Origin of the sequence: Pseudonocardia sp. TRM90224 (genome assembly GCF_021245725.1) — a bacterium.
Taxonomy (GTDB): Bacteria; Actinomycetota; Actinomycetes; order Mycobacteriales; family Pseudonocardiaceae; genus Pseudonocardia.
The window spans coordinates 38,983-61,400 of sequence record NZ_JAJGSX010000014.1 but is presented as its reverse complement, the minus strand read 5'-3'; the positions used below and the strand labels follow the sequence as shown (position 1 = coordinate 61,400).

Here is a 22,418-nt window from a genome sequence, read left to right as displayed (position 1 = left end):
CGGCGGAGCCGGGAGACCGCCCCGTTCCGGGCTAGACTCCGCCCGTGCCGCGTTACGAGTTCCGCTGCCGGGAGTGCGCGCAGACCTTCGAGGTCAGCCGCCCGATGAAGGCGTCCGGCGAGCCCGCACCCTGCCCCGAAGGGCACGCGGACACCGTCAAACTGCTCTCGACGGTCGCCGTCGGCGGCCGTAGCAGCGCGGTCGGCAGCGGCGCACCGGCGGGCGGCGGTGGGTGCTGCGGCGGCGCGTGCGGCTGCCGCTGAGCTACCGATCGTGGTGTCGGCGCGGTGACGACCTGCCGTACCGCGGGTAACAATCCGCAGGCTCTCGATCACCCGATCGGTGACGGGCCCTATCCTCCGGTGCCGTCGGAGCGGCGCGACTCCTGATCGGGGAGCCGGTTCGAGCCTCCGGCGGCGACCATAGGGGACGGTATGAGCAACATCCTGAGCAGCGGGCAGAGCCTGAACATCGGGGACAGGCTGTTCTCGCCGAGCGGGCAGTACTGGATCGGCGTGCTCGAGGAGGACGGCAACTTCGTCCTCAACGGTCCCACCGGCGCGGTGTGGAGCTCCGAGAGCTGGAACAAGGGCGGCGTCCGCGTCGACATGCAGCCCGACGGCAACCTCGTCCTCTACACCAACGACAACCAGCCGGTCTGGGCGTCGAACACCGACTCGCCCGGTGCGCACTTCGCGATCCAGGACGACCGCAACATCGTCGTCTACGCGGCCGACGGCAGCGTCGCGTGGTCGCCCAACACCTACGAGAGCGGGGAGTGACCGCAGTGGGCAACTCTCTCGAGAGCGGCTCCAGCCTTCGCCTCGGCGACCGCATCCACTCCCCCAACGGCAGGTTCTGGATCGGCCTGCTGGAGGAGGACCAGAACGTCGTGCTCAACGGCCCCACGGGCGCCGTGTGGAGCACGGAGAGCTGGAACAAGGGCGCCGACCGGCTCGACATGCAGGCCGACGGCAACCTCGTGCTCTACACCAGCACGAACGACGTGGTGTGGGCGTCGGGCACGGGCGTTCCCGGCTCGCGGTTCGTCATCCAGGACGACCGCAACGTCGTGATCTACGCGCCCGACGGCAGCGTGGTGTGGTCGCCCAACACCTACCTCTCCGAGGCGGAGCAGGCGGCCGACGCGGCGTCGGCGGCCCCGGCGGCGCCGGAGCAGCGCACCTACGTGGTCGAGTCGGGTGACACCCTCTCGGCCATCGCGGAGCGCTTCTACGGCAACGCGAACGACTACCGCCGGATCGCGGAGGCCAACGGCATCGCGAACCCGGACCTGATCCACCCCGGTCAGCAGCTCGTCATCCCGAACTGACGGTCCGATAGAAACTTCCCCACCGTTTTGCCAACCTGCAGACCCCGGAGGGCGTGCAAATAGGCAAAACGGTGGGGAAGTTCGTCAGCCGGCGAGGACGATCTTGCCGAGCTCGGCGTGCGAGGCCAGCAGCGGGTGCGCCGGCAGCACGCGCACGGTGTAGCCGGTGAGCCCCGCGTACGGCAGCGGCACGACGGCCTCGAACCGCTGCCCGTCCGCGACGCCGTCGGCGGCACCGACGTGCGCCATCGCGACGGCCTCGGCCCCGCGCAGGTCGTCCGACTCGTCGACCTGCCCGACGACGGCCTGCACGACGACGTCGGTCGGGTCGAGCCCGGCCAGCGCGACGGTCGCCCGCACCGTCATCGGCGCCCCGACGACGGGCGTGTCCGGCAGCCCCGACGCGTCGACGCCCAGCACCTCGACCGAGGGCCACGCCGCGTTGAGCCGGCTGCGGTAGGCCGCGATCTCCTTCGCGCCGGCGAACCCGTCGGCCGCGACGCTCGCCGCCGCGCGCGCCGCGGGCGCGTACAGGTCCTCTACGTACTCGCCGACCATCCGGGACGCCTGCACCTTGGGCCGCAGGCTGGTCAGGGTGTGGCGCACGAGCTCGACCCACCGCGTCGGGACGCCGTCGGTCCGCTCGTAGAACGCCGGGCCCACCTGTGTGGCGAGCAGCTCGTAGAGCGCGTTGGCCTCGAGGTCGTCGCGACGGGTCGGGTCCTCGATCCCGTCGGCCGTCGGGATCGCCCAGCCGTTGCGGCCGTCGTAGAACTCGTCCCACCAGCCATCGCGGATGGAGAGGTTGAGCCCGCCGTTGAGCGCCGACTTCATGCCCGAGGTCCCGCACGCCTCCAGCGGGCGCAGCGGGTTGTTCAGCCAGACGTCGCAGCCCCAGTAGAGGTAGCGGGCCATCGACATGTCGTAGTCGGGGAGGAAGACGATCCGGTGGCGCACCGCGGGGTCGTCGGCGAACTGGACGATCTCCTGGATGAGCGCCTTGCCGCCGTCGTCGGCCGGGTGCGACTTGCCCGCGACGACGAGCTGGACGGGGCGGTGCGGGTCGAGCAGCAGGTCGCGCAGCCGCTCCTTGTCGCGCAGCATCAGCGTGAGGCGCTTGTACGTCGGGACGCGCCGGGCGAAGCCGACGGTCAGCACACCCTCGTCGAAGACGTGGTCGGTCCAGCCGAGCTCCGGGGTGGACGCGCCGCGCTGCAGCCACGCCTCGCGCACCCGGCGCCGCACCTCGCCGACCAGCTTGGAGCGCAGCGCGTTGCGCAGCTGCCACAGCGATTCGTCGCCGACGTGCGCGAGGTCGCTGCCGGGTTCACCGATCAGCTCGGTGATCTCCCGCGCCTCCCAGGTCGCGCCGTGCACGCCGTTGGTGACCGAGCCGATCGGCACCTCGTCGGCGTCGAAGCCCTCCCACAGGTTGCCGAACATCCCCCGCGAGACCGCGCCGTGCAGCTGCGACACCCCGTTGGACCGCTGCCCCAGCCGCAGCCCCATGTGGGCCATGTTGAACATGCCGGGGTTCTCCTCGGCGCCGAGCGCGAGGATCCGGTCGGTGGGCACACCCGGCAGCAGCTGGCCGTCGAAGTAGTGCCGCACCAGGTCGATCGGGAACCGGTCGATGCCCGCGGGCACGGGCGTGTGGGTGGTGAACACCGTGCCGGCGCGGACGGTGGCAACGGCCTCGTCGAACGAGAGCCCCGGCCCGTCCTGCAGCTCGCGGATCCGCTCCAGGCCGAGGTAGCCGGCGTGGCCCTCGTTTGTGTGGAACACCTCGGGCTGCGGGTGGCCGGTCGACGCGCAGAACGCGCGCACCGCCCTGACCCCGCCGATGCCGACGAGGATCTCCTGCTTGATGCGGTGGTCCTGGTCGCCGCCGTAGAGCCGGTCGGTGACGGCCCGCAGGTCGGGCTCGTTCTCCTCGATGTCGGAGTCGAGCAGGAGCAGTGGCACCCTGCCGACGGCCGCCTGCCACACCCGCGCGCGCAGCAGCCGCCCGCCCGGCATCGCGACCTCGACGAGCACGGGCGCGCCGGCGCCGTCGAGCAGCAGGTGCAGCGGCAGCCCCTGCGGGTCGAGCACCGGGTAGTGCTCCTGCTGCCACCCGTCGAGCGAGAGCGACTGGCGGAAGTAGCCGGAGCGGTAGAGCAGCCCGACGCCGATCAGCGGCAGCCCGAGGTCCGACGCCGCCTTGAGGTGGTCGCCCGCGAGCACGCCGAGGCCGCCGGAGTAGTTCGGGAGCACCTCGGAGACGCCGAACTCCATCGAGAAGTACCCGATGGCGGCCGGCAGCGACGCGTCCCGCTCCCGCTGGGCCTGGTACGCCCGCGGCTCGTCGAGGTACGCCGCGAGGTCGTCGGCGAGCCTGCGCACGGTCTCGACGGCGTCGGTGTCGGCGGCCAGCTCGGCCAGCCGTGCCGACGGGATCTCACCGAGCAGCCGCACCGGGTCGTGCGCCGCCCGCTCCCACGCATCGGGGTCGAGGGTGGCGAACAGGTCGTGGGTGGGGGCGTGCCAGCTCCAGCGCAGGTTTGTGGCCAGGTTCTGGAGTGGGGCAAGCGCCGCCGGCAGCTGGGCGCGGACGGTGAACCGCCGAAGAGCTCTCACGGGCGTGGAGCGTAGTTGAATCGATGGCGGGATCGTTCAAGATGGACGCAGCTCACGCACTTGAACGTGTTCAAAGAGCCTGCTAGCTTGACGGACATCTACTTGAACACGTTCAAAAGGAGATCCCATGACGTACACCGTGGTCGCTTATCTCGCCTACCTCGCGATCGCGCTGCCGATCACGGTGTGGGTCGTCCGGGCGCTCGGCCACCACGGCGGGGTGTTCCTCGTCGACGTCTTCCCCGGACAGGAGGAGCTCGCCGCGTCCATCAACGCACTGCTGAAGATCGGTGCCTACCTGGTGAGCCTCGGGTTCGTGCTGCTGTTCCTGCGCACCAGCGGCGAGGTCGCCTCGCCCAAGGAGCTGGTCGAGGAGATCAGCTGGAAGATCGGTGTCGTGCTGCTCGTGCTCGGCGGCATGCACCTGCTAAACGTGCGGGTCTTCCAGTCCGTCCGGCGCCGCAAGTGGCTCGAGACCAACCGGCCGGTCGCGCCGGCGGCACCGGCCGCCCCGGCGCCGATGTACCCACCGGCCGCGCGATGACCGCGAAGGTCCTCCCGCTGATGACCGGTAACCTGCGCGTCGTGGGCGAACCAGCCAGCCCCCGATCTGCCCGCGGCGAGCAGACGAAGGCCGCGATCGTGTCTGCCGCGCTCGACCTGTTCAAGGAGCGCGGCTACGAGAAGACGACCATGCGTGCCGTCGCCGACGCCGCCGGCGTCTCGCTCGGCAACGCCTACTACTACGTCGCGACCAAGGAACACCTGATCCAGGCGTTCTACGACCGCATGTCGGAGGCGCACACCGAGGCGGCCGCCGGGGTGCTCGCCCGCGAGAAGACGTTCGCGCGCCGGCTGGCGGGGGTCTACGAGACGTTCCTCGACGCCGCGGAGCCCTACCACGAGTTCGCGGGCAAGTTCTTCAAGAACGCCGCGGAGCCGACCAGCCCGCTCTCGCCGTTCAGCCCCGAGTCGGCGCCCGCGCGCGAGGCCAGCATCGGGATCTTCCGCGAGGCCGTGCGCGGCTCCGACGTCAAGGCACCGGCCGCGGTGCTGGCGGAGCTGCCCGAGTTGCTCTGGCTGCTGCACATGGGCGTCGTGCTGTTCTGGGTGCACGACACGAGCGAGGGCCAGCAGCGTTCGCGCATGCTCGTCCGCCACGCGGTGCCGCTCGTCGACCGGTTGGTCCGGCTGACCCGCGTCCCCGGTGTGCGTGGTGTGGCCGACGACGTGATCGGACTCGTCCGCTCCCTGAAGGGCTGAGCACCGTTCGGTCCGTTATGCCTGGCAGGATCGTTCAAGATGTGCGTCACCAGCACTGGACGTACCCGCTCCGGCAGTGGACCCTTGAGGTGCCACGCGGGCGCCGGTGACGATCACGTGAACTCCACGCGGCCACCGGCGACCCGTTCCAAGAGGCGACGGAGCGGGTAGGTAGGTTTGTGACTCACGCAACGGGGTGCCATGTGGGGGTGAGCCGATGACGGGTCGGCTGGGAATCGATGACGTCAGCCCCTCGGTCAGCGGCGGCCGCCATCCGAGCAAGGCCGTCGTCGGCGAGGTCGTTCCCATCGATGCGGCGGTGTGGCGAGAAGGCCACGATGCCGTCGCGGCGAACGTCGTCTGGAAGCAGGTCGGCAGCCGCGGCGCCGCCCAGCACATCCGGATGACCCCGCACCCCACCGAACCCGACCGGTTCATCGCGGCGATCAGCGCCGACGAGCCCGGCCTGTGGACGTTCCGGGTCGACGCCTGGAGCGACCCGTGGGCCACCTGGCGCCACGCCGTCACCGTGAAGCTCGAGGCCGGCCAGACCGCCGAGGAGCTCGCGAACGACCTCGAGGTCGGCGCGCGGCTGCTGCAGCGCGTCGGTCGCCGTCCCGCCGAGCGCCCGTTCCGCGACCTGCTCTTCGGCGCGGCCAACGCGCTGCGCGACACGGCGATGCCGCTGCACGCCAGGGTCGCGCCGGCGATGTTCCCGGCCGTCGAGACGATCATGACCGAGCGCCCGGTCCGCGAGCTGATCACCAGGGGCCGCCCGCAGCAGGTGTACGTCGACCGCGACCGCGCGCTCTTCGGCTCCTGGTACGAGATCTTCCCGCGCTCGACCGGCGGCCGCGACGAGAAGGGCCGCGCGGTGCACGGCTCGTTCGTCACCGCGGCGAAGGAGCTCGACCGCATCGCCGCGATGGGCTTCGACGTGGTCTACCTCCCGCCGATCCACCCCGTCGGCACGGTGCACCGCAAGGGCCGCAACAACAACGTCAACGCCGGCCCCGGCGACGTCGGCTCCCCGTGGGCCATCGGCTCGGCCGAGGGTGGGCACGACGCGATCGACCCCGAGTTGGGCACGATCGACGACTTCGACGCGTTCGTCGCGCGCACGCAGGACCTCGGCATGGAGGTCGCGCTCGACTTCGCGCTGCAGTGCGCCCCCGACCACCCGTGGGTCGAGGAGCACCCCGAGTGGTTCACCGTGCGCCCCGACGGCACCATCGCCTACGCGGAGAACCCGCCGAAGAAGTACCAGGACATCTACCCGATCAACTTCGACAACGACCCGGCCGGGATCTACGCCGAGGCGTTGCGGGTGGTGCTGCACTGGGTCGAGCACGGCGTGAAGATCTTCCGCGTCGACAACCCCCACACGAAGCCGCCGAACTTCTGGCACTGGCTGATCTGGCAGGTCAAGGCGCAGTACCCCGACGTGTTGTTCCTGGCCGAGGCGTTCACCCGCCCCGCTCGGCTATTCGGCCTCGCGCGGCTCGGGTTCACCCAGAGCTACAGCTACTTCACGTGGCGCACGACGAAGGCCGAGCTGACCGAGTTCGCGCAGATGCACGCCCAGCGCGCCGACGAGTGCCGGCCGAACCTCTTCGTCAACACGCCCGACATCCTGCACGAGTCGCTGCAGACCGGCGGGCCGGGAATGTTCGCCATCCGGGCGACGCTCGCCGCGACCATGGCCCCCACGTGGGGCGTCTACTCGGGCTTCGAGCTGTTCGAGTGGGAGCCGGTGAAGCCCGGCTCCGAGGAGTACATGAACTCCGAGAAGTACGAGCTGCGCCCGCGCGACTTCGCGGCCGCGATCAACGAGGGGCGCTCGCTCGAGCCCTACATCACCCGGCTCAACGAGATCCGGCGCGCCCACCCCGCGCTGCAGCAGCTGCGCGAGATCCACTTCCACCACGTCGACAACGACTCGATCATCGCCTACTCGCGGACCGATCCCGCGAGCGGCGACACCGTGCTCGTCGTCTGCAACCTCGACTCGCGCAACGCTCAGATGGGCACCACGTCGCTCGACATGCCGGCGCTCGGGCTGGGCTGGCACGACCGGATGACGGTGCACGACGAGATCAGCGGCGAGACGTACGACTGGGGCCAGCACAACTTCGTGGGTCTGGAGCCCTGGAACCACGTCGCGCACGTCCTGCGGGTGCAGCGCGCCTGACCAACTTCCCCACCGTTTTGGGTGGATGCGCGCGTTTTCGGCGCGCATGTGCCCAAAACGGTGGGGAACGTTCGTGTAGGGCCGATGAGACGGTCTTGAAACCACCGCCGTTCATAGTGGTCGCATGGCGCCGGACCGGCCGGCGCCGACGCTGGGAGTGCGATGCTCGAGGGAATGTTCGGGCCTTACCAGCTCGACACCCTGCTCGGGCGGGGCGGGATGGGCGAGGTCTACCGGGCGTACGACACCCGGCGCAAGCGGGTCGTCGCGCTGAAGCTGCTCGCGCCGCACCGCGCCGACGACCCGGCCTTCGTCGCGCGGTTCCGCCGCGAGTCGGAGTTGGCGGCCCGCCTCTCCGAACCGCACGTCATCCCGATCCACGACTTCGGCGAGATCGACGGCCGCCTCTACCTCGACATGCGGCTCGTCGAGGGCACCGACCTGCACCAGCTGCTAGGAGAGGAAGGCCGACTCGCGCCGGAGCGAGCGGTCGGGCTGGTGCGGCAGGTCGCCAGCGCGCTCGACGCCGCGCACGCCGCCGGGCTGCTGCACCGCGACGTCAAGCCGTCGAACCTCATGTTGGTGAAGGACGACGAGGGCCCCGATTTCGTGTACCTCGCCGACTTCGGCATCGTCGGCGAGGTCGACGCCACCGACGGCAAGAAGATCACCGCGACCGGGGTCGCGCTCGGCACCGCCGCGTACATGGCGCCGGAGCGGTTCGACGGCGCCGGCGACCACCGCGCCGACGTCTACGCATTGGGCTGCGTGCTCTACGAGCTGCTCACCGGCAAGCGGCCCTACGTCGCCGACTCGTTCATCGCGACGATGACGATGCACATCCGCGGGGCGGTGCCGCGGCCGTCGGTGGACGGCCTGCCGCTGGCGTTCGACCAGGTCATCGCGACCGCGCTGGCGAAGACGCCGGATCGGCGCTACCCGAGCGCCGGCGCGCTGGCCGCTGCCGCGCAGGCGGCGCTGACCGCTCCCGAGGTGACGGAGCAGCTCACCGTGCGGGAACGGGCGGTGGCCGCCGCGCCCCCGTACCGACCGGCGCCGCCTCCGGTGCCGCCCCCGGCAAGACCCCCGGCAACATGGCCGGATCCGGCCGTCCACGCGCCCGAGCCTGTCTTTCCGGCGCAGTCGCCGCAGCCGCGCCGGCGGGTGCGGCGCCCGATCGTGCTCGCGGCGAGCGGGATCGTGCTGGTCGCGGCGACCGTCACGGCGGTTGTGCTCTCCAGCGGCGCTCCGAACCGGCCCCTGGCCAGCACGCCGAACCCCTCGACGACAACGACTCAGCCCCAGCCCACTCTTCCGCCGGCCGACCCCACCGCGCCCAAGTCAGATCCCTTCGCAACGGACCCGACCTTCAGCAGCAAGACGATCGCCCCACCGCCGCCCGCTAGGACAACCCAAGCCGCACCGCAGCCGCAACAAGGTGCGCCGCGCCCGGCGATCGCGAAGGCGGAGCTGGAGGCCGAGGTCGAGAAGGTGGCTGCGCCGACCTTTGACAATCAGGAGGTCCACGCCGTATGCGACGGTGATCTGCCTCCGGTGGTCGGGGGGCAGCAGACATGCCTTCTCACCATCAAGACGGAATACGGACCCGACCAGCAGAGGGCAACGCTCACCGCGGTCGCACCGGCTCCAGGTCAAGGGAACTTCCACGTGGCCTACGCACCCGCGAGGTAGTCCGTCCCCCTCCGTCGGGCACGGAAATGACAGCTACCCTCATGTCCGTCACCTCGCCCCGTCCTGCGCGTCGGCAGTCCGCCGGGTATGACTGGCCGGGTGCCTTCCCCCTCGCCCGCCCCCGCCCGGTAGGAACGCGATATACCCATGTCGACCGACACCTCGGCCGCCGCTGCCGACGACCAGCTGCCTGAGACCTCATCCGACGACTACGCCCATGCGCGGGCGCTCGACGTCGATCCCGAGTGGTTCAAGCGAGCCGTTTTCTACGAAGTGCTGGTCAGGGCGTTCTCCGATTCGAACCGGGACGGCACGGGCGATCTACGAGGGCTGACCGAGAAGCTGGACTACATCCAGTGGCTCGGGGTCGACTGCCTCTGGCTGCCGCCGTTCTACGACTCGCCGCTGCGTGACGGCGGCTACGACATCCGCGACTTCCGGACCGTCCTGCCCGAGTTCGGCACGGTCGAGGACTTCGTGACGCTGCTGGACGAGGCGCACAAGCGGGGCATCCGGGTCATCACCGACCTGGTCATGAACCACACCTCCGACACGCACCCGTGGTTCGAGGAGTCGCGGCGCAACCCGGACGGCCCGTACGGCGATTTCTACATGTGGGAGGACGACGACTCGCGCTACCCGGAGGCGCGGATCATCTTCGTCGACACCGAGGCGTCCAACTGGACGTACGACCCGGTCCGCGGCCAGTTCTACTGGCACCGCTTCTTCTCCCACCAGCCCGACCTGAACTACGACAACCCCGCCGTCCAGGACGCCATGCTCGACGTCCTGCGGTTCTGGCTCGACATCGGCATCGACGGGTTCCGGCTCGACGCCGTGCCCTACCTGTACGCACGGGACGGCACGAACTGCGAGAACCTGCCGGAGACGCACTCGTTCCTCAAGCGGACCCGCAAGGTCATGGAGGACGAGTACCCGGGCCGCGTGATGCTGGCGGAGGCCAACCAGTGGCCGTCGGACGTCGTGGAGTACTTCGGCGACGCCGAGGTGGGCGGCGACGAGTGCCAGATGGCGTTCCACTTCCCGCTGATGCCGCGCATCTTCATGGCCGTGCGCAGGGAGAACCGCTTCCCGATCTCGGAGATCCTGGCCCAGACGCCGGCGATCCCGTCCGGCTGCCAGTGGGGCATCTTCCTGCGCAACCACGACGAGCTGACGCTCGAGATGGTCACCGACGAAGAGCGCGACTACATGTACGCGGAGTACGCCAAGGACCCGCGGATGAAGGCCAACATCGGGATCCGGCGCCGGCTGGCCCCGCTGCTGGAGAACGACCGCAACCAGCTGGAGCTGTTCACCGCGCTGCTGCTCTCGCTGCCGGGCTCGCCCGTGCTCTACTACGGCGACGAGATCGGGATGGGCGACAACATCTGGCTCGGCGACCGCGACGCCGTCCGCAGCCCCATGCAGTGGACGCCCGACCGCAACGCGGGCTTCTCCTCGTGCGACCCCGGCCGGCTGTACCTGCCGGTGATCATGGACCCGCTCTACGGCTACCAGGGCGTCAACGTCGAGGCGCAGCTCAACTCGACCACGTCGCTGCTGCACTGGACCCGGCACATGATCGAGATCCGCAAGCGCCACCAGGCGTTCGGCCTCGGCGAGTACCACGAGCTCGGGGGCTCGAACCCGTCGGTGCTGGCCTACGTCCGCAGCCACGGTGACGACGTCGTCCTGTGCGTCAACAACATGTCGCGGTTCCCGCAGCCGGTGGAGCTGGACCTCTCCGCGTGGCAGGGTTGTGCACCACACGAGCTGACGGGTGGAGTCCCGTTCCCCCGGATCGGCGAGCTCCCGTACCTGCTCACCCTGCCGGGCCACGGGTTCTACTGGTTCTCGATCACGCCTGCGGAGGAAACTGCATGACCCTGGTTGAGGAGCTTCCCCACCTGCTGCCCGAGTGGCTGCCACAGCAGCGCTGGTTCGCCGCGAAGGGCCGGCCGCTGCGGTCGGTCGCCATCGCGGCGAGCACACCGCTGATCAGCGATGGGGAACCGCTCCTCGACCACGTCCTGCTGGCCGTCGAGTTCGACGACGCCTCCCCCGTCCAGCACTACCAGCTGCTCGTCGCGCGCTGCGACGCGCCGCGCGGCGAGCTGGAGCACGTCGTGATCGGCCAGGTCGACGGCAAGATCGCCTACGACGGGCTGTGGGACAGCCGGGTCACCGAGTGGTTGCTCGACGCGATCCGGGCCGGGCGCACGGTCGGTGAGCTGCGGTTCGCCGCAGAGCCCGAGGCCGACATCGCCTCGGGATCCCCGGGGCGGGTGCTGGGCGTCGAGCAGTCGAACACGTCGGTGTCGTGGGGCGAGAAGTCGATCCTCAAGCTGTTCAGGCGGGTCGCCCCGGGCGTGAACCCCGATCTGGAGCTGCACCGGGCGCTGCGCTCGGTCGGCAGCAACGAGGTCGCGGCGTTGCAGGGCGCCGTCGAGGGAACGCTCGACGGCGAGCCGGTGACGCTGGCGATGCTGCAGGACTTCGCCGCGAACTCGGCCGACGGCTGGTCGATGGCGCTGGCGAGCGTGCGCGACCTGCTCGCGGAGGCCGACCTGCGCGCCGACGAGGTCGGCGGCGATTTCGCGGCGGAGGCCTCGCGGCTCGGCGAGACGATCGCCGTGCTGCACGCCGAACTGCGCGAGGCGGTCGGCACGGGTGAGCACGACGCCAGCGCGCAGGCCGGATCGTGGCACGAGCGGCTCGACGCCGTCGCCGACCAGGTCCCGGCGCTGGCCGCGTACGTCGAACCGATCCGCGCGGTCTACGACTCCGTCGCCGCGCTCGACCTGCCGATCCCGACCCAGCGCGTGCACGGCGACCTGCATCTCGGCCAGTCGCTGCGCACCCCGAAGGGCTGGCTGGTGATCGACTTCGAGGGTGAGCCGTCGAAGACGATCGAGGAGCGGGTCCGCCCCGACAGCGCGCTGCGCGACGTCGCGGGGATGCTGCGCTCGTTCGACTACGCCGCGTTCCACCAGCTCTCGCAGTGGGAGCCGGCCAGCGTCTGGGCCGAACCGGAGCACGACTCGCAGATGGCGTGGCGGGCCAACGAGTGGTCGGCCCGCAACCGCTCGGCGTTCTGCGACGGCTACACGCTGCGCGCCGGCGCCGACCCGCGTGACCAGTCGGCGCTGCTGCGGGCGTTCGAGCTGGACAAGGCCGTCTACGAGGTGCTGTACGAGACGCGCAGCAGACCCTCGTGGGCGCCGATCCCGCTCGCGTCGATCAAGAGGCTGACCGGGGAGGCCACGCGCGTCGATCGGTAGCGTGCCGTAGGTGCTCCCCACCGATCAGGCTGATCAGGTCGATTCCTGCTGGCCGCCGTTGCCCTCTGCCAGGCGCGGCGCCGGCGATGTTCCCATCCCGTCGCGGGTGGCGCTGGAATGCGCCGACGATTGGTCCAATCATGCGCTCGACCGCTTCTCCTACCTGAACGTCCGGCCCGCGACCGGGGCGGAGGAGCTCACCGTCCGAATTGTGCGCGACCCGGCGCTGCGCCACGAGCAGTTCCGGCTCGACGTCCGGCCCGGAAGCGTCGACGTCGTGGCTGCGGACCGGGCCGGCGTCGGTCACGCGGCGACGGTCGTGCGACAGCTGCTGCCGGCCGACGCCTGGCGGCGCACACCCGTCGAGCGCGGCTCGTGGGTGCTGCCCGTCGTCGCCGTGGACGAGACGCCCGCGTACCCGTGGCGCGGGTTCATGCTCGACGTCGCGCGGCACTTCGTCCCGAAGCAGGACGTGCTGCGGCTCGTCGAGCACCTCGCCATGCACCGGCTCAACCGGCTGCACCTGCACCTGACCGACGACCAGGGTTGGCGGGTCGAGAGCCTGCGCCACCCGCGCCTGGCCGAGGTGGCGAGCGGGCGCGCCGAGACCGTGATCGGCGTGCCGGGGGTCAGCGAGCCGCCGAGCTTCGACGGCACCCCGCACGGCGGCTACTACTCGGTCGCCGACCTGCGGGAGATCACCGCGCACGCCGCGCGCCACGGCATCGAGGTCGTGCCGGAGATCGACCTGCCCTCGCACGCGGACGCGTTGATCGCCGCATTGCCGGAGCTGGCGGTGCCCGGAACTGCACCGCGGCCGGTCAACCCCACCTGGGGCGTCATCGGCAGCCTGATCAGCCCGCTCCCGGCGGCCCGCGCGGTCGTGGCGGAGCTGCTCGCCGAGGTGGCCGACGCCGTCGACTCGCCGTACCTGCACGTCGGCGGGGACGAGGCGCCGCTGGACGAGTGGGCCGGCTCGGCCGCGGTGCGCGATTACATGCGGGCGAGCGGGCTCGCGTCGATCGCCGAACTGCAGTCGGAGGTGTACGGCTTCCTAGGCCGTACCGTCGAGGAGCTCGGCAGGCGACCCGTCATGTGGGACGAGGGCTTCCACGTCCACGGCATCCCCGCCAGCACGATCATCATGGCGTGGCGGGCGCAGAGCCACGGCGTCGGAGCGCTGCGGGCAGGCCACGACGTCGTGATGGCTCCGGTCGACGGCACGTACTTCGACTACAACGAGTCGGGCGACGACGAGCCGCTCGCGCTCGGCGCTGGGCAGGACATCGAGCACGTCGCGGCGTTCACCCCGACGATCCCCGCCGACGTCCCCGGCGCGCTGCTGGGCGTCCAGGCGCAGCTGTGGACGGAGTACACCCCCGACACCCGTACCGTGGCGTACCGGACGTTCCCGCGCCTCGCCGTCCACGCCGCGAACGCCTGGACGGGGGAATCGACACCGTGGCCGGGGCGGCGCGACGAGCTGACGACGCACCTGGCCCGCCTCGCCGCGGCGGGCATCGAGTACCGCCCGCTCGCCGGCCCGCACCCCTGGCAACGTGGCGGAACGGGGCGCCGGAAGGCGATCAGCCCCCACCGGGTGAACGAGTAGACCGCCCGCCTCCATAGCAGCACACAGCGACCGAATCGTTGCAGCCAGGCTCGGCGGTTGGGGCCCATGGGCAATAAGGTGCGCTGGTGGATCGCGAGGAGAACACGACCCAGACGATCGAAGTCGATCCCAGCCCGCCCGACCGCGGCACGATGGAGCGGGTGCTCGGCGGAGCGCACCACGACCCGCACGCGGTGCTCGGCGCGCACCCGCACCCCGACGGCACGGTCGTCAGGGTGCTGCGCCCGCACGCCGACGAGGTGCACGTCGTGCGCGAAGGCGGTGAGGGACACCCGCTGGTCAAGGTGCACGACGCCGGGCTCTTCTCCGGTGTCGTGCCTGGTACGTCCGCGGACTACCGGCTGGCGGTGCGGTACGGCGAGCGGGTCGACATCGTCGACGACCCGTACCGCTGGCTCCCGACTCTCGGCGAGATCGACCTGCACCTGATCGCGGAAGGCCGCCACGAGCGCCTCTGGGACGTGCTCGGCGCGCACGTGCGCCAGTACGACACCCCTGCCGGGCCCGTCACGGGCACCAGCTTCGCCGTGTGGGCACCGACCGCGCAGGGTGTGCGGGTCACCGGCGACTTCGACGGCTGGAGCGGCTGGGCGCACCCGATGCGGGTGCTCGGCAGCACCGGCGTGTGGGAGCTGTTCGTGCCGGGCATCGAACCCGGCACCCGCTACAAGTTCCGGGTGCTCGGCAAAGACGGCCGCTGGCGCGACAAGGCCGACCCGCTGGCGTTCCGCACGGAGATCCCGCCGGCCACGGCGTCCGTCGTCGACGAGTCGACGTACGAGTGGGCCGACGGCGAGTGGATGCAGGCGCGAGCCGGGCGCGAGGCGCACGCCGAGCCGATGAGCGTCTACGAGATGCACCTCGGCTCGTGGAAGCAGGGCCTGACCTACCGGGAGATCGCGCACGAGCTCGTCGAGTACCTCGACAAGACCGGCTTCACCCACATCGAGCTGCTGCCGGTCGCGGAGCACCCGTTCGGCGGGTCGTGGGGCTACCAGGTCACCTCCTACTACGCGCCGACGGCGCGGTTCGGCACGCCCGACGACTTCCGCTACTTCGTCGACCACCTCCACCAGCACGGCTACGGCGTGATCGTCGACTGGGTGCCGGCGCACTTCCCGCGCGACGAGTGGGCATTGGCGAAGTTCGACGGCTCACCGCTCTACGAGCACGCCGACCCGCGCCGCGGCGAGCAGCCCGACTGGGGCACGCTCGTCTTCGACTTCGGCCGCCCCGAGGTGCGCAACTTCCTCGTCGCCAACGCGCTGTACTGGCTCGACGAGTTCCACATCGACGGCCTGCGCGTCGACGCCGTGGCCTCGATGCTCTACCTCGACTACTCGCGGCCGGAAGGGCAGTGGCTGCCCAACGTCCACGGCGGGCGGGAGAACCTCGACGCCGTCGCGTTCCTGCAGGAGATGAACGCGACGGTCTACCGCCACCACCCCGGGATCATCACGATCGCCGAGGAGTCGACGGCGTGGCCGGGCGTCACACGTGCGACGCACCTCGGCGGGCTCGGGTTCGGGTTCAAGTGGAACATGGGCTGGATGCACGACACGCTCGACTACACCGGGCGCGACCCCATCTACCGCGGCTACCACCACAACCAGATGACGTTCTCGCTGATGTACGCGTTCAGCGAGAACTTCGTGCTCCCCATCTCGCACGACGAGGTCGTGCACGGCAAGGGCTCGTTGTGGACCCGGATGCCTGGCGACGCCTGGAACAAGGCGGCGGGGGTCCGTGCCCTGCTGGCGTACATGTGGGCGCACCCCGGCAAGCAGCTGCTGTTCCAGGGCAGCGAGTTCGGCCAGGAACGCGAATGGTCGGAGCAGCGTTCGCTCGACTGGCACCTGATGGACGACCCGCTGCACGCGGGCATCCAGGCGATGGTGGGCGACCTGAACCGGGCCTACCGCTCACTGCCGGCGATGTGGACGAAGGACACGACGCCAGAGGGCTTCTCCTGGATCGACGCCAACGACGCCACCGGGAACGTGCTGAGCTTCCTGCGCCACGGCGTCGACGCCGACGGCAAGTCGGTGGTCATGGCGTGCGTCGCGAACTTCTCGGGCACCCCGAACCGCGACTACCGGGTGGGGTTGCCGTTCGCCGGTCGCTGGCGTGAGGTGCTCAACACCGACGCGGAGGCGTACGGCGGTTCCGGGGTCGGCAACCTCGGCGCTGTCGAGGCCGACCAGACGATGTGGCACGGACGTCCCGCGTCAGCGCTTCTGCAGCTGCCGCCGGCCGGGGTGTTGTGGCTGGTCCCGGAGCCGTTCGAGGGCGCGGTGCGCCGGCGTGCTGCGGCGGCCGACCCAGAAGCGGCCGGTACCGAGACGGCCCGCACTGGGACGGCCGGCCCAGACACGGACAGCGCGGAGCCGGACAGCGCGGAGCCGGCCGCCGCAGAGGCAGCCGTCGCAGAGGCAGCCGTCGCGGAGACGGCGGCGCCGGTCGCAACTGCGGAGCCGGTTGCCGAGTCGATCGTCGAGGTGTCGGACGCGCCTGAGGCGGCCGCCGATGAGACGTCGGCCCCGGAACCGGTGCCGGACGTGACGCCTCCGGCGGACGCGGCCGCAGCGGCCCCGGCCCCGGCCCCGGCCCCGGCCCCGGAGACCGTCCCCGAGGAGGTCGCGCCGGAGGTGCCCGAGGCCGGGACGTCCGAGGTCGAGGTCACCGCGCCGGTGGAGGCGCGCGTCGACTCAGCGCCGGTGGAGGCGCGCGTCGACTCAGCGCCGGTGGAGGCGCGCGTCGACTCAGCGCCGGAGGCGGCGCGCGCCGACTCAGCGCCGGAGGAGGCGCGCGCCGACTCAGCGCCGGAGGCGGCGATCGTCGACTCCGCTCCTGCCGCACCGGTCACCGCCGACCTGCCGGTCGTTGCGCCGCCGACTCCGGAGGGCTGGCCGGCCGACATCGCGGATCTGCTCAAGCCGCCGCCGAGGCACGCGCTCGCGCCGGTCGAGGACGAAGCTGACGTAGAGGCAGAGCCTGCGGTTGCGGATGCCGTCGAGCCAGGACCGCTCGATGGTCAGGCGACGCGCGCCGAGGCCGTCTCGGCCGTCGAACAGGACTCGGCCGAGTCGTCGGATCCGGATCCCGGCGACGCCGCGGACCGCAGCAACAGGGCCCAGTAGCCCACGAGCACGGCGCAGTAGAGCGACCGCCCGATGTCGGCAACGGTGCCGTCGGGCGGGAACTCGGCGTTCCACGAGACCGGGATCAGCGTCACGGCGAGCGCCACCGTCGCCGCGGCGTGGTGCCGCATCGCGACGAGCACGAGCACGCCGGGGAACAGCAACAGCAGGTAGTTGTGCCAGGCGATCGGGGAGAGCAGCAACCCGGCGGCGAGCACGGCCCACACCGCGGTGCCCGAGGGGTCGATCCGGTCGCGCCGCCGCGCGCACCACACGCAGGTCGCCCCCACCACGATCAGGCCGGCGACGGTCCCCAGCGCGGGAGGCAGCCCGAACCGGACGGCGAGCCCCGGAAGCGAGGCGTTGTCGACGGAGTCGGGCACCCCTTCCGCGATCGCGATCCGGACCCACTCGATCGCGGTGGACGGCCCTGCGAGCAGCGCGCCGAGCACGGTCGCGCCCGCCGCGGAGCCCATGCCCGCCCACGCGGGCGCCCAGCGCCGTTGCAAGGCGGGGAGCAGCAGGATCGGGGCGAGCGACGGTTTCAGCGCGACCGTCACCCCGAACAGGACGGCACCGAGCACCGGCCGCCCGCGGCGCTGCGCGGTCCACCCCGCGACGAGACCCGCCAGCAGCAGCGGGTAGATCTGCCCGAGCACGAGCGTGCCGTGCAGCGGTGAGGAGAGCAGCACGATCCCGAGCACAACCGCCGTCGCCGGCGTCCCGAGCTGCAGCTCACGGGCGACCACCAGCACCGAAGCGGCCACCACGAGCACGCTGAGCAGCACGAACACCCGGTATGCCAGGAGCGCGTCGAGCGCTGCGAACGGGCTGAGCAGCACCGTCATCAACGGTGGGTTGAGGTTCGTGAGCTTCGCCGGGGTGTCGTAGATGTCGGCGCCCCGGGTGAACGCGACGGCCGAGTGCCAGAACGTGTCGAAGTCCAGGTGCAGCTCACGCATGTCGGTCGAGGGCAGCTTCGTCACGAGCGCGTCGGGATGCCGGATCGTGAGCGCCACGGCCAGCGTGACGGAGACGGTCGCGAGCAGACCCGCCACCGTCCACCGCACGCGGGTCGGTTGTGACACGGCTCCCGACGTTATCCGTATGGGTCGAGTTGCGCCGAACCGCTCCCCCGCGGCCGGCGCGCGAGGATGATGCAGCGGTGTCCGCAAGCGGTCGGCTGGTGTCGCTGGTGAGCATCGTGCTCGCGTCAGCGCTGGTCACGGGCTGCGCAGAGACGTTCGACACCCGGCAAGTGCCCGACGGGCAAGGTGCCGCGACGTCGATGGCGGCCTCGGTGGCGACGTCGGTGGCAGCCGCACAGTCGGTCCCGCCCGAGGACGCCGCAGCCTCGGCCGCTGTCGAGGAGCTCCAGCGGTTCTGGCGCTCCGCCTTCCCTGCGTCGTTCGGCAGGGAGTGGGACGACATCGCGGTGTTCGCGCCCGTCCGCGCGGACGCCCAGCACGCGCCGTGCGCGACGCGGGCCGGCGCCATCAGCGGCCAGGCCTACTACTGCCCAGCAGCCGACGCCGTGGTGTGGGACGCCGAGGAGCTGGTCCCGTCGCTGCACGAGCGGTTCGGCCCGGCGGGCGTGGCCGTCGTGCTGGCCCACGAGGTCGGGCACGCCGTCCAGACCCGGCTCGGCGTCGATGCGGCACAGGTCGCGCAGCCGGAGCGGTACCCGACGATCCTGCTCGAGGCGATGGCCGACTGCTACGCAGGCGTCGCGCTGGCGCACCTGGCGGCGAACCCGGTGACCGGCCTCCCGTTCGGGGTGGCCGAACGCGACCGGGCCGTGCTCGCGCTCGTCGGGTTCCGCGATCCGGTCGGGGTCGACGCCGGCGACCGCAGTGCACACGGCAACGCGCTCGACCGGGTCTCCGCGCTACAGGACGGCTACGCCGCCGACCCGCGTGTGTGCGCGACGATGAGCCTGGACAACCGGACGTTCACCCAACGCCGCTTCACCTCGGGGGCCGACCAGGCCCGGGGCGGTGACCTGCCAGTTCCGGCGCTGCTCGCGGCCGTCGAGGAGGACGCGCGGCGATGGTTCACCGCGGTGGGATCCACACGGGCGCCGGAGTGGAGGGCACCCGCGCTGCGCCGCCGCCCGACCGCAGCGTGCGACACCACCGCGCTCGCCGCGCAGGGACCCGCCCGGTTCTGCGAGCGCGACGGCAGCGTGTCGGTCGACCTCACGGAGGTGACCTCCGTGCACCGGCGGATGGGCGACTACGCCGGCGGGGTGCTGGTGGCAAGCCGCTACGCGCTCGCGACGGCAACGGCCGCCGGAGCGCGGGCCGACGGCACCACGGCCGTCTGCCTCGCCGGCGCCTACACGAGCAGGCTCATCGACCTCGAGGAGTCGTTCGCGCTGTCACCTGGCGACCTCGACGAGGCCGTGCAGGTGCTGCTGGCCGTCGACTGGGCCGCACGCGACGCGCACGGCGCCGTCGACCCTGCCGACCACGGCTACGAGCGCGTCGCACACTTCCGGCTCGGCCTGCAGGGCGGGCCGGACGCCTGCTTCCGCTGACCGCGCCCCGATCAAACCACGCGGTCAGAAGAGCGCTCGGGCGAGCGCCCGCCGGGCGGCGGTCACCCGCGTGTCGTCCGAGGGGTACAGCTCGAAGAGCCCGACGAGGTGCTCACGGACCTGGTCGCGCTCCTCCCCGAAGGTGCGCCCGACCAGCCCGACCAGCCGCGCGAAAGCGGCCTCGGTCGAGTCGGAGGCCACCTCGGCGTCCGCCGCGGCCAGCTGGGCGTCGATGTCGTCGGGCTGCGCGTCGGCACGGGCGATGGCAGAGGGGTCGGCCTTCTCCGCCCGCGCGAGGAAACGCACCTGCGCCAGCGCGGCGTTGGCCTGCTCGTTCGTCGGCTCGACGGCGAGGATCTGCTGGTAGGCGGCCTCGGCCTCGTCGTAGTCGCCACGCTCCAGCGCGTCCTCCGCGGCCGTGAACCGCGGGTCCTCCGGCTCCTCGACGGGCTCGTCACCTGCCGTGGCGGCCTCGGCCTCGGCGATACCGGGCATGCGGTCGCGCAGAGCATCGAGCAGCGAGGTGATCCACTGCCGGACCTGCGGCTCCGGCTGAGCACCGTTGAACGCGTCGACCGGCTGGCCGCCGACCACCGCGACCACCATCGGGATCGACTGCACGCCGAACGCCTGCGCGATCCGCGGGTTGGCGTCGATGTCGACCTTCGCGAGCACCCAGGCACCGCCGCCGGCCTCGGCGAGCCGCTCCAGCACCGGCGACAGCTGCTTGCAGGGCTGACACCACGTCGCCCACAGGTCGACGATGACGGGGACGTGCATCGAGCGTTCCAGCACGTCGGCCTGGAAGCTCTGCTCGGTGACGTCGATGACGAACTCGCTCGCTGCGCCTGCGCCGTCCGGCGCGGCCTGCTGACGTGCGGCAGCCTCCGAGCGGGCCTTCAGTGCTGAGAGGTCGACCGCACCCGCCATGGCGGACGAGAGCGCAGCCGTCTGTGTGCGTGCGCGTGGATCAGGTCGGGACACGTATTCATCCTGGCACGGAGGCGCCAGTGGGCGCTGCTCGGCCGACGTGACGGGCGGGTGTCAGGGGCGGGGAGCGCCCACCGCCGCGACTACGACTATCAGCAGCAGAAACGCCACGCCGATCAGGCCGAGCACGATGCCGGCGATCGCCATGCCGTCGCCGCTCTCCCCCGTCCGGCGGATCTGGCTGCGGGCGACGAACCCGAAGACGAGCGCCAAGATGCTGCCCAACCAGTAGATCCAGATGATCCCCAGCACCAGCGACGCGATCGCGAACCCGTTGGTGGCGACGTGCCGGACACCCCATCCGTACGCCGGCGGATAGGCGCCGTACGGCTGCGGCGGGTAGTACGGCTGCTGGTGGTACGGCTCCGGATAGGGCGGGTAGGGCTGCGGGTAGGGCTGGGGGTACGCCGGCAACTGGGGCTGCGCCGACGGGTAGGGCCCGGCGGCGGGGTTGAGCTGCGTCGGCGCGTACGGCTGGGCCGGCGGGTCGGGCTGCACCGGGTTGCCGGTCAGCGGGTCGACGACGAACGGCTCGTAGCCGGGGGCCTGGCCATGCTGGTGGGCGCCGGACGGGCTGCCCCACGAACCTTGCTCCCCCGGACCGGGCGGCCAGCTCTGCGCGGGCTCCTGCGTCATGGCTCGATCATGTCACCGACGTTCACCCGGCCGTGGTCAGCGGCCGCAGCGCCATGGGATTGACGGTGGGGAACTCGCCTGCCGCGACGATCGTCGCCACGACCGGGGCCACGAGCTCGACCAACCTGCCGGCCCGGTCGGCGCCGACGGCCTCCCACGGGGCTGCCGCCAGCGAGTCGGTGTGCTCCTCGACCTCCGCACGCAGCGCGAGCCCGGCCGCGGTCGGGCCGCCGGCGCCGTCGAGCAGGTCGCGCCCGGCGAGCCGCTCGACCGCAGCCGCCCACTCCGCCTCCGGCCATCCGCGGCGCTCCCGCAACCAGTCGGCGTCGATCGCGTTGTCGGCCGCGAAGAGCACCAGCGCCTCGGCCGGGTCGAGGCCCGCGGCGAGCAGCGCCGCGACGTGCCCGTCGCCGCGGTGCTCCCGCAGCACCGTCTGCGCATGCCACAGGACGAGGTGCGGCTCCTGCGGCCACTCCAGCCGGGCGTTCGCCGCCGCCAGCGCCCGACCCGCGGTCGGGGCGGCCCGCGCCGCCTCTTGCGCGATCGCGGCCGCCTCGGCGAGCTCGGGCGAGGCGAGCGTCTTCGACCCGAGCAGCCGACGCAGCGCCGCGTCGATCCCGGCGAGCCGGATCTCCAGGAACCGCTCCGGCGCCGCGGCTTCCCACACCGTCGGTACCGCACGCGCCACCATCGCGGCGCTGAAGTTGTAGAACAGCGCAGTGACCAGCTCCGCCGACGCCGCGCCCAACGGTGCCGCGCGCATCGCGAAGTAGCTCGGCCAGAAGCCCTTCACGCCCAGGTCGGCGCAGGCTTCCCGCGGCTCGCGGCTGACGTAGACGACGACATGGACGGGTTCGAGCGCCCGCCACATCCGACGCGACAGCGATCCCTGATCGTCCATGGCCGAACAGTAGGACGTCCCATCATGTCGGGCCACCGTCAGCCGATCAGGTCGTCTTCAGTGACCGTCCGCAGTCACCGAACGCGAACGGTTGCATACCGCCCGCTATCGATCACCGAACCGGTGGAGCACCAGACGCCACGGCGATTCGTTGATGAAGTGTGAGTGACGAATCGGTCGCTCTGCGTAGACATTCA

At 71.6% G+C, this 22,418-nt stretch carries 16 protein-coding genes and 1 pseudogene; 12 read left to right on the top strand and 5 right to left on the bottom strand.

The genetic code is table 11. The annotated features are described in order from the left end of the window. Nucleotides 1-44: 44 nt before the first annotated feature. From LL648_RS20480 to LL648_RS20470, 3 genes are all read left to right on the top strand, one after another. Nucleotides 45-263, top strand: coding sequence for an FmdB family zinc ribbon protein (locus LL648_RS20480; protein WP_232664232.1), 219 nt, complete (start codon nucleotides 45-47; stop codon nucleotides 261-263). 171 nt (nucleotides 264-434) lie between these two features. After that, nucleotides 435-782, top strand: coding sequence for a hypothetical protein (locus LL648_RS20475; RefSeq protein WP_232664231.1), 348 nt, complete (start codon nucleotides 435-437; stop codon nucleotides 780-782). A gap of 5 nt (nucleotides 783-787) precedes the next feature. Next, nucleotides 788-1,333 carry a LysM peptidoglycan-binding domain-containing protein gene (locus tag LL648_RS20470; protein ID WP_232664230.1) on the top strand — a complete coding sequence of 182 codons (546 nt, stop codon included), beginning with the start codon at nucleotides 788-790 and terminating at the stop codon, nucleotides 1,331-1,333. A gap of 84 nt (nucleotides 1,334-1,417) precedes the next feature. Here LL648_RS20470 and glgP read toward each other — a convergent pair whose 3' ends face one another. After that, nucleotides 1,418-3,952 (bottom strand): alpha-glucan family phosphorylase, encoded by a 2,535-nt coding sequence (gene glgP / locus LL648_RS20465; RefSeq protein WP_232664229.1) that lies wholly within the window; start codon nucleotides 3,950-3,952, stop codon nucleotides 1,418-1,420. A 127-nt stretch (nucleotides 3,953-4,079) separates the two neighbouring features. On the opposite strand from glgP, the gene LL648_RS20460 reads away from it, so the two are divergent. The 8 genes and pseudogenes from LL648_RS20460 to glgB form a co-directional block, all read left to right on the top strand. Further along, nucleotides 4,080-4,496 carry a hypothetical protein gene (locus LL648_RS20460; RefSeq protein ID WP_232664228.1) on the top strand — a complete coding sequence of 139 codons (417 nt, stop codon included), beginning with the start codon at nucleotides 4,080-4,082 and terminating at the stop codon, nucleotides 4,494-4,496. 41 nt (nucleotides 4,497-4,537) lie between these two features. Further along, nucleotides 4,538-5,215, top strand: coding sequence for a TetR/AcrR family transcriptional regulator (locus LL648_RS20455; protein ID WP_232664227.1), 678 nt, complete (start codon nucleotides 4,538-4,540; stop codon nucleotides 5,213-5,215). Nucleotides 5,216-5,432: 217 nt separating this feature from the next. Further along, nucleotides 5,433-7,406, top strand: a complete 1,974-nt coding sequence (locus LL648_RS20450; protein ID WP_232664226.1) for an alpha-1,4-glucan--maltose-1-phosphate maltosyltransferase — start codon at nucleotides 5,433-5,435, stop codon at nucleotides 7,404-7,406. A gap of 162 nt (nucleotides 7,407-7,568) precedes the next feature. Then, on the top strand, nucleotides 7,569-9,098 hold the full coding sequence (locus LL648_RS20445) for a serine/threonine-protein kinase (protein ID WP_232664225.1): 1,530 nt from the start codon (nucleotides 7,569-7,571) through the stop codon (nucleotides 9,096-9,098). A gap of 147 nt (nucleotides 9,099-9,245) precedes the next feature. Beyond that, on the top strand, nucleotides 9,246-10,985 hold the full coding sequence (gene treS / locus LL648_RS20440; RefSeq protein WP_232664224.1) for a maltose alpha-D-glucosyltransferase: 1,740 nt from the start codon (nucleotides 9,246-9,248) through the stop codon (nucleotides 10,983-10,985). Then, complete coding sequence (locus LL648_RS20435; RefSeq protein ID WP_232664223.1) at nucleotides 10,982-12,382, top strand: maltokinase N-terminal cap-like domain-containing protein; 1,401 nt, start codon at nucleotides 10,982-10,984, stop codon at nucleotides 12,380-12,382. The genes treS and LL648_RS20435 overlap by 4 nt, the downstream gene beginning before the upstream one ends. A 10-nt stretch (nucleotides 12,383-12,392) precedes the next feature. Next, a complete protein-coding gene (locus tag LL648_RS20430; RefSeq protein WP_232664222.1) occupies nucleotides 12,393-13,994 on the top strand; it encodes a beta-N-acetylhexosaminidase in 1,602 nt (533 codons plus the stop codon). Nucleotides 13,995-14,146: 152 nt separating this feature from the next. Beyond that, a pseudogene (gene glgB / locus LL648_RS20425) lies at nucleotides 14,147-16,294 on the top strand (1,4-alpha-glucan branching protein GlgB); the annotation flags it as partial. Between the two features lie 755 nt (nucleotides 16,295-17,049). On the opposite strand, the gene LL648_RS20420 reads toward glgB, so the two are convergent. Continuing rightward, nucleotides 17,050-18,243 carry a glycosyltransferase family 87 protein gene (locus LL648_RS20420; RefSeq protein ID WP_232664221.1) on the bottom strand — a complete coding sequence of 398 codons (1,194 nt, stop codon included), beginning with the start codon at nucleotides 18,241-18,243 and terminating at the stop codon, nucleotides 17,050-17,052. 77 nt (nucleotides 18,244-18,320) lie between these two features. Between LL648_RS20420 and LL648_RS20415 the strand changes: the two genes are divergently transcribed. Then, nucleotides 18,321-19,694 carry a neutral zinc metallopeptidase gene (locus tag LL648_RS20415; protein WP_232664220.1) on the top strand — a complete coding sequence of 458 codons (1,374 nt, stop codon included), beginning with the start codon at nucleotides 18,321-18,323 and terminating at the stop codon, nucleotides 19,692-19,694. Nucleotides 19,695-19,718: 24 nt separating this feature from the next. Here the strand turns inward: LL648_RS20415 and LL648_RS20410 are convergent, their stop codons facing one another. The 3 genes from LL648_RS20410 to LL648_RS20400 form a co-directional block, all read right to left on the bottom strand. Then, complete coding sequence (locus LL648_RS20410) at nucleotides 19,719-20,624, bottom strand: tetratricopeptide repeat protein (protein ID WP_232664370.1); 906 nt, start codon at nucleotides 20,622-20,624, stop codon at nucleotides 19,719-19,721. Nucleotides 20,625-20,738: 114 nt separating this feature from the next. Next, the gene (locus LL648_RS20405) at nucleotides 20,739-21,320 is read right to left on the bottom strand and encodes a DUF4190 domain-containing protein (protein ID WP_232664219.1); all 582 of its coding nucleotides are present in this window, start codon (nucleotides 21,318-21,320) and stop codon (nucleotides 20,739-20,741) included. A 22-nt stretch (nucleotides 21,321-21,342) separates the two neighbouring features. Next, nucleotides 21,343-22,221: an SCO6745 family protein gene (locus tag LL648_RS20400; RefSeq protein ID WP_232664218.1), complete on the bottom strand. Its 879-nt coding sequence runs from the start codon at nucleotides 22,219-22,221 to the stop codon at nucleotides 21,343-21,345. Between the last annotated feature and the right edge of the window lie 197 nt (nucleotides 22,222-22,418).

Bases quoted from the DNA above. Each gene is read 5' to 3' on its own strand.
- LL648_RS20445 (WP_232664225.1), top strand. From the start codon at position 7,569: ATGCTCGAGGGAATGTTCGGGCCTTACCAGCTCGACACCCTGCTCGGG.
- LL648_RS20405 (WP_232664219.1), bottom strand. From the start codon at position 21,320: ATGACGCAGGAGCCCGCGCAGAGCTGGCCGCCCGGTCCGGGGGAGCAA.
- LL648_RS20410 (WP_232664370.1), bottom strand. From the start codon at position 20,624: ATGGCGGGTGCGGTCGACCTCTCAGCACTGAAGGCCCGCTCGGAGGCT.
- LL648_RS20475 (WP_232664231.1), top strand. From the start codon at position 435: ATGAGCAACATCCTGAGCAGCGGGCAGAGCCTGAACATCGGGGACAGG.
- LL648_RS20460 (WP_232664228.1), top strand. From the start codon at position 4,080: ATGACGTACACCGTGGTCGCTTATCTCGCCTACCTCGCGATCGCGCTG.
- LL648_RS20450 (WP_232664226.1), top strand. From the start codon at position 5,433: ATGACGGGTCGGCTGGGAATCGATGACGTCAGCCCCTCGGTCAGCGGC.
- treS (WP_232664224.1), top strand. From the start codon at position 9,246: ATGTCGACCGACACCTCGGCCGCCGCTGCCGACGACCAGCTGCCTGAG.
- LL648_RS20400 (WP_232664218.1), bottom strand. From the start codon at position 22,221: ATGGACGATCAGGGATCGCTGTCGCGTCGGATGTGGCGGGCGCTCGAA.
- LL648_RS20435 (WP_232664223.1), top strand. From the start codon at position 10,982: ATGACCCTGGTTGAGGAGCTTCCCCACCTGCTGCCCGAGTGGCTGCCA.